Source organism: Pantoea sp. B9002, assembly GCF_013385945.1.
In the GTDB taxonomy this organism is placed as follows: Bacteria; Pseudomonadota; Gammaproteobacteria; order Enterobacterales; family Enterobacteriaceae; genus Pantoea.
In genome coordinates, this window is sequence record NZ_JACAPA010000018.1 from 22,400 (window position 1) to 35,493 (window position 13,094).

The 13,094-nt window shown below is 51.5% G+C and carries 13 protein-coding genes; 8 read left to right on the forward strand and 5 right to left on the reverse strand.

Going from position 1 to position 13,094, the window contains the following annotated elements; genetic code table 11:
• Positions 1-30 precede the first annotated feature (30 nt).
• The 3 genes from HX773_RS11660 to HX773_RS11670 all read left to right on the forward strand — a co-directional run bounded on the left by HX773_RS11660 (position 31) and on the right by HX773_RS11670 (position 2,833).
• Positions 31-318, forward strand: coding sequence for a YicS family protein (locus HX773_RS11660; RefSeq protein ID WP_176971617.1), 288 nt, complete (start codon positions 31-33; stop codon positions 316-318).
• A 28-nt stretch (positions 319-346) separates the two neighbouring features.
• A complete protein-coding gene (locus HX773_RS11665) occupies positions 347-1,150 on the forward strand; it encodes a hypothetical protein (RefSeq protein WP_176971618.1) in 804 nt (267 codons plus the stop codon).
• Between the two features lie 66 nt (positions 1,151-1,216).
• A complete protein-coding gene (locus tag HX773_RS11670; protein WP_176971619.1) occupies positions 1,217-2,833 on the forward strand; it encodes a mechanosensitive ion channel family protein in 1,617 nt (538 codons plus the stop codon).
• Here HX773_RS11670 and HX773_RS11675 read toward each other — a convergent pair.
• On the reverse strand, positions 2,830-3,903 hold the full coding sequence (locus HX773_RS11675) for a GGDEF domain-containing protein (RefSeq protein ID WP_176971628.1): 1,074 nt from the start codon (positions 3,901-3,903) through the stop codon (positions 2,830-2,832). The genes HX773_RS11670 and HX773_RS11675 overlap by 4 nt on opposite strands.
• 1,303 nt (positions 3,904-5,206) lie before the next feature.
• Positions 5,207-5,866, reverse strand: a complete 660-nt coding sequence (locus HX773_RS11680) for a DUF1345 domain-containing protein (protein WP_176971620.1) — start codon at positions 5,864-5,866, stop codon at positions 5,207-5,209.
• Positions 5,867-6,061: 195 nt separating this feature from the next.
• Here HX773_RS11680 and HX773_RS11685 point away from each other — a divergent pair, with 195 nt between their 5' ends.
• Complete coding sequence (locus HX773_RS11685; protein WP_176971621.1) at positions 6,062-7,096, forward strand: virulence RhuM family protein; 1,035 nt, start codon at positions 6,062-6,064, stop codon at positions 7,094-7,096.
• A 111-nt stretch (positions 7,097-7,207) separates the two neighbouring features.
• Positions 7,208-8,056 carry an AraC family transcriptional regulator gene (locus HX773_RS11690; RefSeq protein WP_176971622.1) on the forward strand — a complete coding sequence of 283 codons (849 nt, stop codon included), beginning with the start codon at positions 7,208-7,210 and terminating at the stop codon, positions 8,054-8,056.
• Here HX773_RS11690 and HX773_RS11695 read toward each other — a convergent pair.
• Positions 8,013-8,411 carry a helix-turn-helix domain-containing protein gene (locus tag HX773_RS11695; protein WP_176971623.1) on the reverse strand — a complete coding sequence of 133 codons (399 nt, stop codon included), beginning with the start codon at positions 8,409-8,411 and terminating at the stop codon, positions 8,013-8,015. The genes HX773_RS11690 and HX773_RS11695 overlap by 44 nt on opposite strands.
• A gap of 314 nt (positions 8,412-8,725) precedes the next feature.
• On the opposite strand from HX773_RS11695, the gene HX773_RS11700 reads away from it, so the two are divergent.
• Complete coding sequence (locus tag HX773_RS11700; RefSeq protein ID WP_176971624.1) at positions 8,726-9,103, forward strand: DUF1360 domain-containing protein; 378 nt, start codon at positions 8,726-8,728, stop codon at positions 9,101-9,103.
• 30 nt (positions 9,104-9,133) lie between these two features.
• On the opposite strand, the gene HX773_RS11705 is transcribed toward HX773_RS11700, so the two are convergent.
• A complete protein-coding gene (locus HX773_RS11705; protein ID WP_176971625.1) occupies positions 9,134-9,598 on the reverse strand; it encodes an Rrf2 family transcriptional regulator in 465 nt (154 codons plus the stop codon).
• Positions 9,599-9,730: 132 nt separating this feature from the next.
• Here HX773_RS11705 and HX773_RS11710 point away from each other — a divergent pair, with 132 nt between their 5' ends.
• On the forward strand, positions 9,731-10,171 hold the full coding sequence (locus HX773_RS11710; protein WP_176971626.1) for an acetyltransferase: 441 nt from the start codon (positions 9,731-9,733) through the stop codon (positions 10,169-10,171).
• Between the two features lies 1 nt (position 10,172).
• Here the strand turns inward: HX773_RS11710 and HX773_RS11715 are convergent, their stop codons facing one another.
• The gene (locus tag HX773_RS11715; RefSeq protein ID WP_101763867.1) at positions 10,173-11,165 is read right to left on the reverse strand and encodes a LacI family DNA-binding transcriptional regulator; all 993 of its coding nucleotides are present in this window, start codon (positions 11,163-11,165) and stop codon (positions 10,173-10,175) included.
• A gap of 401 nt (positions 11,166-11,566) precedes the next feature.
• Here HX773_RS11715 and HX773_RS11720 point away from each other — a divergent pair, with 401 nt between their 5' ends.
• Complete coding sequence (locus tag HX773_RS11720; protein WP_176971627.1) at positions 11,567-13,030, forward strand: sugar porter family MFS transporter; 1,464 nt, start codon at positions 11,567-11,569, stop codon at positions 13,028-13,030.
• Positions 13,031-13,094 lie beyond the last annotated feature (64 nt).

Consider the following 13,094-nt stretch of genomic DNA (forward strand, 5'->3'; position numbering starts at 1 on the left):
AATTATGGCCGAAACAGGCCGGGAGGAAATATGAAATACCTGATACCCATCGTTTTGACGCTGTTGATGTCACCTATGGTCGCCCAGGCTAACTCGGCCTATGAAAATCTGGCCTTTGCACTGAGGCAGCAGAAAATTACCGATGACCTGCGCCACAAGTGTCAGATACCGACGACGGTATCCGATGAACAATTACGCACTCACTTTCTGGATAGCACCCATGATAACTCTGCCGTGCTGTCAGCCGTAAAAGCGCTGACCGAAAACAACCAACAGCGGTATCAGACCTTCCTGAGCCAGGTCAAATGCCCGGATTGACTATTTACTGGCTGGCCGGAGAGTAGCAATGACACGAAATAATGGGATTGTATGGAGCGGGTCTCTCTGGCTGCTTATTTTAAGTCAGTCGGCTTATAGTGCTGGAGTTAATGATAATCGCGACAAACTTGATGATGATCCAACAAAGGTAACCACTAAAGTTGGCGTTTCATGGTCAGATACCTATGACATGGACGACAGTAATCTCTCTTTCTCCGGTTCGGTCGCGCTGGATCAGGCAAAAAAACTGAACGCGCGCGTTAACAGTGATGCCAGCGAGTGGCGTGTGGGCGGGTCATGGCTGTTTCCGGTAGGCATCGTTAACTTTAATTTTGGTAAAAACCAATATACCAATGGTGCCACCCAGACTAACTATTCCGTCGGAACCTTTGTCCCTCTCAGTTATTTTGGCTTCGCGCCAGCCGGTTTCCAGATATTCCCCATGGCTGGATATACCTACAACACCGGTGAGATAACCGGCTGCAGCACCGGAAATCCAGCAGATTGTAAAGCGCCTCAGTTCGCTGATGGTATTCCCTCCGAATATGGGTTCAGCACCATCACCACTTCCGGTAGCAGCGGCTATCTGGGTGCCTTTACCCTCCGCCCGTTGAGCTCTGAACTGACGATGATCGGCTTTGCAGCAGGCTCTTATGGGTCAAAAAATGAGGAAGGTGAACATTACCGGGGCTATTTTGGCGGGATCGGCGCTGGTTACAAATTTGATAAACACAGTTCAGTTAACCTTCTGACGTTCATTATGGACAACAACACCTATCTGGACGATCCCGACAAACGCTTTCTGATTTCGTATACCTGGCAATTTCAATAATGCGTATTGATGACTGCCTTACGGATGGATTTACCGCCAGGCAATGTACGGCTTCTGGAGGCAAAAATGATTAAAGCGGTGATGTGTCTGTGCGGTTTCCTGCTGCTCTTCACTTTCCAAAACGCACTGGGCGCGGAGCCGCGTCAGGCACCTTCGGCACAGGAAAAAGCACGGACGTTGTATCTGCTTAATCAGCCAGTAGTGATGCTGCAGGCGAAATTTGGCCTGACCACGCCAGAGGAGCGGGTCCAGCGAATTGTAACGATATTGCGATCGCTTGATGATGATGACCTCGCTCAATCGGTAGAGATGCACACATTGACGCGCTACCAGCAGTCAGCCGTACTTTTTTCCATTAACGGCAAACCCTTTATGTTACTGGCGCAGGGCGATCTGGATGAAGGCGATGACCTGACGCTGGCGCAGGCCGCGGAGCGCGTCAGGCTACGTCTGGACACGCTGAGGCAATCATTGTCTGAACAGTACTCATCGCGATATCTATTGCTCTCAGCGGGTAAAAGCCTTGTGGGAGCGCTACTGCTGATCGCGTTTATGCTGTTTGCCCTGCGCTCTTATGCCTGGCTGAAGCGGATATATGCCGCAAGGCGCGCTCAGCGGAAAAGCCTCATTCCGGGTGCACTACGCGCCTTTCTCGGTCCCATTGAGGTACGGCTGTATGCCATTGTGCTTACCGTGGTCTTGCTCGTGGCACTTTACATCTGGGTCAGCTGGGTGTTGCGGCTCTTTCCCTGGACGCGGATTTGGGGCATGGAGCTGGGAGGTTATGCGGTAGGGCTGCTGCAACGTCTCGGGCTGGCAATCCTTTCCGCGCTGCCGGGTATGCTGATTGTTGTCGTCATCTTCCTGATCACGGCGCTGGTGACGCGTTTGCTCCGGCTGGTGCTAAGACGCGTTGAGACCGGGCAGTTACATCTGCCGGGCCTGCATCCGGATACCGTTGGCGTTACCCGGAAACTCATCAGCGTTGTCATCTGGTTATTCGCCTTATCGGCGGCGTATCCGTTTTTACCCGGCGCTAATTCACTCGCCTTCAAAGGAATTAGCGTTTTCTTCGGACTGATGCTGACGCTGGGTTCGGCAGGCGTAATGAACCATGCCATGAGCGGCCTGGTGCTGACCTATTCCCGCGCGCTGCGAAAAGGCGAAGTTATCAGGATTGCCGAACATGAAGGCGTCGTCAGCGAAGTGGGCATGCTGGCAACGAAAATTCTGACCCGCGAGAATTACGAGGTGACGGTTCCCAACGCGGTGGTCGTCAGCGGCAGAATCGTAAACCTGAGCGCCACGTTGAAAGGCGACGGCGTCAACATGACGACCAGCGTCACCATTGGTTATGACACGCCCTGGCGTCAGGTCGAAGCGATGCTGGAACTGGCCGCCAGTCGCACACAAGGAATTAACCACAGCTTTACCCCTATGGTCCGCCAGCTTGCGCTGCAGGACTGGTATGTGGCGTATGAACTTCAGGTCCGCCTTCAGGCTGGAGAATCGCTGGCCGGGGTAAGAAGCACTCTTCACGGCCATATACAGGATGTGTTCAATGAATTCGGCGTGCAGATCATGTCGCCTAACTTCATCAGTCAGCCGGATCAGCCAGTGATTGTGACAAAGTCAAACTGGTTTACGCCTCCTGCGAAACAGGATGCCCGCGATGAAGGTTAAGCCGGGTTTTGCTTTACCCATCGATTTCGTCCCTGCTGCTTTGCCCGGTAGAGTGCTTCATCAGCGTGGGCAATAATGCCGGCGGCGCTATCTATGCGGTCGGAAACCGCGATGCCCATGCTCACGGTTACCGTTTTGCTGACCTCGGATGCGAGATGCGCCAGCGCCGTTGCATGCAGGCTTGCCTGGATACGTTCTGCCACCAGAGCGGCTTCGTCAAGTGAGGCCGCTGGCAGCACCACCACAAACTCCTCCCCTCCGTAGCGTGCTACCAGATCGGCGGGCGTGCGAACCGACGATTTCATCACATCGGCGACTTTTGCCAGGCAATCATCTCCGGCCTGATGGCCATAAAGGTCGTTATAGCGTTTGAAATAGTCCACATCGAGCATGATCAGTGCAAACGGCAAAGTCTGGTGGATAGCGTCCTTCATATAGTTTTCCAAAGATCGCCGGTTTGCTGTTCCGGTGAGTGCATCCTGATGCGCCATGACATCAAGTCGCGCGATGAGCATCCTGTTCTCCTGATAACGTCGCCAGGCTTCATCAAACCAGCGCTGCAGGATATAGCGGCCATAAATCAGAATGATGGTGAGGATGAGCCAGACCAGCAAAAATCGCACGCTGATGCCCTGATTAAGTTGCATGCTTGCCAGCAGAGCGGTTAACCATAACGGGGTGAGGAAGAACAAAAGAGCCGTTGGGTGATAATAGAGCGCGGCCAGGGCGGTGAGCATAAGAATCACACTGAGGGGCCAGGCAAAGGGCAAGTGCCACCAGACGATGAAATGATAGCTACAGTAGCTCCACATCAAACTGAGAATCAGCAGCAAACCAAGGCTTACAGTAGTAAATCTGGCGGGAAGACGGTAGATCAACAAGGCCAGTAAGCAGGATAAAGCAATGATGCTGACTGCAATGCCATTAATTAGAGGAAGTATTTCTGCCTGATTGCTGATTGAACGGTCAAAACCGCTAATGAGGACATTGCGAAACAAAATTATCAAAGCAAAGCTGATGTTAACAAACGTGAACCAGGGAATGCTGACGTGTAACGCTTGCCTGACCATATCATTACGGTCCTGCCATTCTATCGCCGTATCAAAAGCACGTCGTTGACCGCCAGAACGCTTATCCATCCCCGATGGCCTCATCGATGAGTAATTACTCTTCAGTGTAATAGAGGGAACTATTCCATGTGCCAAGGTCATGCTGATAAATCAGAGTCAAAAGTTCAAAACGACATATGCGGTGTTCAGTGTCTCCTCAATTGACGGCGTTAAATCAGCCAATGATCAAGGATAGCGTTGCATCGACCCGTTGAACTCACAGCACATAGCGGACAGTCGATTACATAAGGCAGGCAGAAGGTGAAATGCAGAAAACGCATGCGCCAGTTTCTTACATTGACTGGGCCGCACCCCCGGAAGCAAATTGAAGAAGCGCAGCATTATTCACGCTTTGCTGTTTACGGTCATGGCGAACCGCTATGATCAGTTGTTATTTCAAAAAGACACCGCTTCCTAAGGCAGCGGCAGAGTAACGCGCCGTAAGGCTATCCTGCACTCCCCGGAAATCATCTCAGCAAACGAGGACGGTGCGCAGTTGAAGAAAAAGTCATTGGTGGGCTTGCCGTTAACATGCACCAGCTTATGCTGGCACTTCAGCTTGCTACATTAATTAAGAGTTTTGCTTCAGCTTTAGCAAAATTTAGATGAAGCCACATATATCAAGCGCGATGCCGATCCAATAGTCGAATTCTGCGGCTATCTGTTTACCATGCCGGAGATAAATGCGTTCTTAGTGTCGAACCGCTGCAGCCCAAGCGCTACCTCTATCACGTCTTTCTGAACTGTATGAAGAAGCGAATGGCTACAAGAACCCGTTTAGCATGAAGACGTTTGGCCTGTTACTTGAGAACATAATGCGGGAGTACGGACATCACTAAGTCAAGATACGCATAGTTTGCAACCAATCTCGGTTTCACGGAAGAGAGCAGCACCGACTGGCTAGTGAAGAGCAATGATCCCACAGCGATGTAACTGTCCTTCGCCGACAACAGCCGGTTGTTTATGTACAAACTTCACCAGAGATGAATGATAAACATTGCTCTACACTGATCATTCACTACTTAACCCCATAGTTTTATTAACAAAAAGACATAAGTGAACAGTGTGAAGGATGATTAGTAAAATCTTTTTTGCACATCTTAGATAAGTGTTTAATGGTTCTTAGAACGCAATCACGAAATAGAAAAGTGTATAGATTTATGTATAGACAGAAAAAGGACAATAAAATAAATCTATAAATTTCAACTTGTTAAATGATAACAATGACTCCTGTGATCTTCCGCCACTTCTTTGTTTCATTCAGCTAACTCAACAATCCCGCCCCCACATTTACCGACAATCCCAAAATCGCCAGATTGAATACGAACGAAATCACCGACTGCAACAGAGCGATTTGCCGCATATCCGTGGTGCCTGTTGCCACATCGGCGGTTTGCGAAGCCACTGCGATGGTGAAAGAGAAGTAGAGAAAATCCCAGTATCCCGGCTGTTCGGGCTTTTCAGGAAAGATCATCGGCGTGACTTCTTTGCTGCGACGCAGATAGTGATGATGCGCGTAATGCATGGCGAATGACGTCGGAAGCAGCGCCCAGGAAACCACCAAGGTTGCCGCTGTCAGCAGCAGATGCAGAACGCGCGGCGTTCCCGTCAGGCTCTTCAGCGTGGTGAGCTCCATCAGGATCGCCAGAATGCTGACCAGGCAGGTGAGCGTCACCATACTCAACACCAGCGTCGCGCTCTCATCCTCGATTTTCGCAATATGCGGAATATCTTTGGCTTCGGTGCCTAACATGCGCAGCCACAGAAATGCGAGATAGAGCCATGCCAGCACGTTCCAGCCAATCAGCAGACGCTGCAACATGCCCAGATGCGCAGGCAGGAAGAAATAACAGGCCACGCCAGCCACTATCGAAATCAGCAAACGCAGACGCGCGCGAAGGTAATGCATCAGGGAAAGGCTCATGGTGTCAGAGGCTTAGTGAAGGAAGGCGGATAGGTTAACTGTAGACGCTGTTAATGAGGTTGTAATTGTGGAGCACCTTAACCGTTTACCGATTCTGCTCCGCTGCAGTTGATAAAATAATCGCCAATCGACTAATGAGGTTCATTGCGTCTCTCTGGCATACTGTGCACTAGATCCTATAAGAGCGGAGGCGACATGTCAGAGGAGCAATCCATACCATCACCAGCAGGCGAATTTGTCATGTTTGCGAGCGGAGATGGGAAAGTGCGGGTTGAATGTCGCTTTGAAAACGAAACTCTGTGGCTTTCTCAGGCCATGATATGTGAGCTGTTTGATAAAGCGAAAGCGACCATCAGTGGGCATATTAAAAACATCTTCGAAGAGGGTGAACTACTGGAAAATTCAGTTGTTCGGTTTTACCGAACAACTGCCAGCGATGGAAAAAATTATCAGGTTCAATACTTTAGCCTGCCAATGATTCTCGCCATCGGTTATCGCGTCCGCTCTGCTCGCGGTACTCAGTTCCGCCAATGGGCAACGCAAACCCTGCAAGAATATTTGATTAAGGGATTTGTGATGGACGATGAGCGGCTGAAAAATCCGCCGGTTGGTTCATCCGCAGTACCTGACTATTTCGATGAAATGCTGGAGCGTATTCGCGACATTCGCGCCAGTGAGCGTCGGATGTATTTACGCGTTCGCGAGATTTTTGCCTTAGCGGCTGACTATCAACCTTCCCTCAAAGAGACCACGCAGTTTTTTCAAACCATTCAGAACAAATTGCACTTTGCTTGTACCGGTTATACCACTGCCGAGCTGATTCATTTGCGCGCCAACGCCAGCCAACCTCATATGGGTTTGACCCGTTTCAAAGGCGAAGAGGTGCGCAGAAGCGATGTCACCGTGGCTAAAAATTATCTGGTTCAGGACGAAGTGAGCGAGCTTAATCGTGTGGTCACGATGTGGCTGGATTTCGCCGAAGATCAGGCGCGCCGCCGCCAGCAGGTTTTTCTTCGCGATTGGCAGAGCAAACTCGATCAATTTTTGCAATTTAACGATCGTGATGTGCTGCAAGGTGCGGGTTCAATCAGTAAGAAGATGGCCGATGAAAAAACGCAGGCTGAATACGGTGAATTCGCCGAGCAACAGCGTCGTTTGAAAGAGTCAGAAGGTGAAAACAATATTGCCAGTCTACTGCAGTGGCAGACAATCCCTAAGAAATCGAAATGATCGCCGTTGGGCCGCATCCCGCCCTTTCACTCCTCAACTTATACGCGCCCACTCTTTACTTCCCCACCAATCTCCGCCACTTTGCTCCTTCATCGCTTTGTGGAGCCAGGCATGCTAATCCATCCAACCGATACTCTGACTTTTTCCGGTAATCCGCGTCAGGCTGAGCTGCGTCAGCGCCTGCTGGAGCCGGATGCGCCAAAAGTGATTGCCGCTGCGTTAGCGAAACAGCTGGACCGTGAAACCTTCACCCATCGCCACGCTGCGGGACAACTCTTCTGTTTGAAGCAGGGATTGATGACGGTGAAAACGCCGTCCGGTATTTTCGCCAATCCGCCGCGACTGGTTGGCTGGATTCCGCCCTACTTTGAACATGCAATCATCGGGCCGGGCCCGGTGCTTGGCTGGACGGTATTGGTGGACGACGCGCTGGCCGCGCCATTGCCGGATCATCCCGTTCTGCTTTCCTGTCCGTCGGTGCTGGAGCCGCTGGCGGAAAGACTGGCAACCTTGTCGCCCGATCACTGGGGCAGCGCGCGCTACAATCGCCTGTGCGAGGTATTTCTGGATGAGTTATATGAATCGACCGAACATCCGCTGACGTTACCGCTGCCAGCAGAACCGCGCTTGCTGCAGATTGCGCGCCTGTTGATGGACGATCCTTCCGATACGCGTACCGGACCCGAACTGGCGCGCTGGGCGGGACTCAGCCCGCGCAGTCTGAGCCGTCATTGGGCCAGCGCGGTCGGCATGAGTTTGACGCGCTATCGCCAGGTTTCACGTTTACTCAAATCACTGGAAGGATTAGCGGCAGGCAAAAGTGTGCAGCAAGTGGCGTGGCAGGTCGGATTCGACAGCGTTAGCAGCTACATCAGCGCTTTTCGCAGCGCGTTTGGCTCAACGCCCGGCAAATACTTTACGCCGCCAGCCGACTCTGCGGATGCAAAAACAGCAAACTAGCAGGCCCGTCAATGTCCGGCAAACTGTGCTGATATTTGCGACGGAACGCGCCGGGCGGCAGATCGAACATGCGGCGGAAGGTGCGGCAGTAAGTTTGCTGCGAGTCGAAGCCATATTTGATGGCGATATCCATCAGCGGCGTATTGCTGTTCAACAGCGCAATCACCGAAGCCGTTAACTTGCGTTCGCGAATGTAGGTGCCCAGCGCAACGCCGGTGTAACTGCGAAACAGCCGCTGCAGATGCCACTGCGAATACCCCGCGCGGCGCGCCACGGTTTCCAGAATGAGTTTCTGCTCAATGTTGTCCTCAATCCAGAGCATCAGTTGCTGCATAAAAGCGGCGTGCATATCCATCTTTCCTCCTGATGTCGAAATGAATACCGTGATACCGATAAATCGTCGCACATCCCGTAGCGGCGCGATTTATCGCGCAATGAATTGCGCCGCTACGATCAGTGCGCTCTGAAATTTCGGTTTCAGCGATTAACTGACAAGCATTATAAGAAGACGTTAGCTGGCTATGTGACGGTCAAAAGCCAATAAATAATGATAACTCGCCAATTTAATCCTGTTCCTACAAATAGGACTCTTCGGCATCTTGTAGCTACACGCATCATGTAATACTGTTAGTTACATGAAGCGATACTTTGAGATGAAAAGGAGAATGTATGAGCAGCTTACTAATATCGAACCTGTCAATATGCCTGGCGATCGCACTGGCATCGGCCAGTATTTCCATGACAATTACCCAAACTGAGCTATTCGCGGGATTACGCGCATGGACCGCTAAAAAGAACGCGTTATTGGGTCACTTGTTTCATTGCTTCTATTGCATGAGCCACTGGGTGGTATTTTTCGGCATGGTGGTTTATCACCCTGATTTATTACATAGCGGAATGGCAATCGCTGACTGGCTGATGACAGCATTTATCACCCTCACGCTTACAACCTTTATTAATGGTTTGATGTTTAAGGTTTTCCAGGCGGCCATTACTACGCACGTCATGAAGCATGAAGCACAAATCACCTTACAAAAACAGGATTAACCGATGTGATGAATAACCGGGAAAAATCGGTTATTCACTGCATTTAGGGAAGGTATCGGACGGAAGGCCAAGTTTAGCCATTTTACTCATATAATCGTCGCTAATATCGGCAACAGTAATTTGGCTAAAGCGCTTCAACAACAACGCTTCCGCTTCGCTAAGTGTTTGATCGAGTTGCGCATCAACGGAATGCTCAACCAGACAAGGCGAGGGCTCCGCAGCCGGACCAATGCTAAACAGCGCTGGTGCGCCGATTGCCTGATAAACATCCAGCAGGGATATTTCCGTTAACGCCACACGCAGCTCCCATCCACCACCGTGCCCTTTTTCTGACACCACATACCCTTTATCACGCAGGCCGGACATCATCCTGCGCACCACCACCGCGTTAGTGCCCAACATTTTAGCCATCGTTTCTGAAGTGGCGCGTTTAACGTGCCGATCCAGATGTATCAGTGCGTGCAACGAGCGGGACAAGCGATTATCGCGCGGCATAAATCATTCCTCTAAAATTCACCACACTCTAACAAAGGAGTGATGTGGCAACAATTTATCGCACTATCATCGAGTCAGAAGCTTAATAATCAGCGTTTACGGATATGACACGAAAATATCAAGGAGAACACCATGAAAGGAATTTACCCCGCGCAGGAGAGCGATTTCGAGGCGATCACCACTGTGTGGGAAGCCTCGGTGCGGGCGACGCATCATTTCCTGCAAGATGCGGATATCCGCGCTCTGCGCCCGTTGGTGCGCGAGCAATATTTGCCGATGGTTGAGCTGCGTGTTTATCGCGATGAACAACAGAACATCGTCGGTTTTCTCGGCGTAGCGGATAATCGGCTGGAGATGCTGTTTGTCGCGCCGCAAGTGTTTGGTCTTGGCATAGGCAAACAGCTACTGCGCTTCGCCATCGAACAACTGAATGTCACCGAACTGGATGTGAACGAGCAGAATCCGCAGGCGCTAGGTTTCTATCAGCATCAGGGATTTGTTATCACCGGCCGCTCGCCGCTGGATGGTCAGGGAAATCCTTTTCCACTGCTTCATCTGCGCTATGCGCAGTGATTTAAATGGTCGCGCCCATTGAGAGGCGATAATGCAGGTCGACCTGCTCGATGGTGGGCTGCTGGTTGATCTTTTTCAGGATGATCTCCGTCGCCACTTTTCCCATCTCAAAGCGCGGCGTGATGACGCTGGCTAAGCGTGGCGTGGTCGCCTGACCGATTTCCAGACCGTGAAAACCGGCAATCGCCATCGCTTGCGGCACGGCAATGCGCGCCGCCTGACACTCCTGCAGCACGCCAACCGCCAGATCGTCATTGGTGCAGAGAATCGCATCCATCTCCGGATAGAGCTGGCGCGCCAGCGTCATCATGCCGGTGCCAATCGATACCGAAGAGACCTTGTTCGGCACAATCCGCCCCGCAGGCAAACCGGCCGCTTCAACCGCATCGCGATAACCGGCGTAGCGTTGCTCATCACGGCGATCGGACATCGAACCAAAGTAGATAACGCGCTGTTTGCCGCTGGCCAGCAGCATCGCCGTCATATCGTAGCCGGCGCGATAGTTGTCGAAGCCAACATTGATGCGTCCGCGCGCCTCGGTCAGCCCCATCACTTCCGCCACCGGAATGTTGGCGGCGTTTAGGTATTTTTCTGCGCGCACGGTGTGCACGGATTCGGTCAGAATCAGCCCTTTGATGTTAAAGGCCAGCACCGTGGCGATCTGCTCCTCTTCACGCTGGGCGTTGTAGTCGTAATTGACCACCAGCGTTTGATAACCGTGCGCGCTGGTCACCGATTCAATGCCCGCCAGCAGATCGGCAAAGATTTGATTATTAAAAGAAGGGATTAACACGCCGATGCGCGGTGGATTCTGTTTGGTCGCTGCGACATTTTCGCTATCCGCGACGTAGCCAATTTCGGCAATCACGCTGGCGATTTTCTCCGCCGTTTCCGTTTTGACCTTTTCCGGCGTGCGCAGATAGCGACTTACCGTCATTTTGGTGACGCCCGCCAGGGTAGCAATATCGTCCAGAGTGATGCGCTGCGTTTTCATTACGGCGTCCGCAAAGAGGGGCTGAGAATCAACGTATTATGCCCGTTGCCTGTTAAAAAATGAAACGCGCCCGTGCGCTCAGTCGGGTGAAATAAAATCGGCAAATCAGCTTGCATAACAGAATGAAAATTCCAATAAAAAGCAAAGTTTGCAATGTCCATACAAAGTGAATTGATGAAAAACCTATCATTTCATTAGGCTATAAACATGCCCCTGACGACTTATCCAGCAAATTTCGCAACCCTCTTCACACTTTTCGGAAAAAATGATCCAAAAAACATCATTTAGAACATATATTCCAACACGAAGACCTCGCGTGAATAAAAGTTGAACATCTAAACCTACACCACCCTCTTTCTGGACAAGCAACGTTCAGGCCGTAGAGACAAGGGGCTATAACAATGGATACCAGGCAAAAACGCTACAACATGAAGTATGTCATTCTCTGCTGTACTGTCGCGGCATTCGGCGGTCTGCTGATGGGATATGACTCTTCCATTATCTCCGGGGCAATCGAACCCTTAAGTGAATATTTCCAGTTAACGCCTGCTGAAACCGGCTGGGCCGTTTCCAATATCCTGCTCGGCAGTTTGATCGGCTGCTTTATGGCACCGCGCCTCAGCGACAAGCTGGGACGTAAAAAATCCCTCGCCATCACCGCTCTGCTGTTTACCGTTTCGGTGATCGGGACGGCGCTGGCGCATAACTTCACCGTGTTCGTCATCTTCCGCATGATTGGCGGCTTGGCGATTGGCCTGGCGTCGGTGATTTCGCCTATCTATCTGGCGGAGCTGTCGCCTTCGAAGTTTCGTGGCCGTACTACCGCGCTCTATGCGGTGTGCTGCGTCGGCGGACAATCGGTGGTGTTGCTGACCAACTACTTCATCACCAAATCCACCTTGCCTGACGTGATGATCAATATGGGCTGGCGCTACATCCTCGCCACTGCGCTGGTGCCGTGCGCGCTGTTTATCTTGTTCATCGCTTTTATCCCGGAGTCACCGCGCTGGAACGTGCTGAAAGGCAAGTACGATGAAGCGCTGGATACACTGACCAAAATCTCTAACCGCGAGCATGCCGAGAGCGTGTTCAACGAAATCAAACATTCGTTTTCTGATAAAACCGCGCATCAGCACAAATCGCGTCTGCGTCTGGATAAAACCACCATTCCATTGCTGATTGTCGGTATCGGTTTGGCGGTGGGTAACCAGATCAGCGGCATCAACGTGATTCAGTACTTTGGGCCAACCTTGCTGAAAAACGTCGCGGGCAGCACTGATTCGGCGCTGCTGCAAACCTTCTGGCTGTCGATTTGTCAGTTTATTGGCGTGCTGGCGGGGATGATGCTGATCGATAAAGTCGGACGTCGTAAGCTGCTGCTGCTGGGCGCGATCACCTCTTGCGTGTGCCTGACTTACTCCTTCATCGCCTTCTATTACCACTTGCCGGGCATGCTGGCGGTTATTGGCCTGTTCGCTTATATGATTTTCTTCGGTATGACGTGGGGCCAGATCGTCTGGACTGTGCTGGGCGAAGTGTTCCCAACCGAGATTCGTTCGATTTGCGTGGGGATTTCCATCTGTGCAATGTCGATGGCCAACTTTGTTATCAGCAGCACCTTCCCGATCATGAACAGCAGCCCGATGCTGCTGGATATGTTCCACGGTGGCTTCCCGCTGTTGCTGTTCGCAATCTTCTCGCTGGGTATGTACTTCTTTACCTTCCGTTATCTGCCAGAAACTGCGGGCGTGTCGCTTGAGAAGATTCATGCGCTGGTGCTGCGTAAATTTAACGTCGAAGCAGATTTGCCGGAGAGCACGTCAACCGGCAAAGCGAGTGAGTCGTTTGATATTCCAAGGCATTAAAGCATTTGGCAGGGTTTTCGTAGGGTGCGCATTCATGCGCACCTGGTCGCCATAAATGGCGACC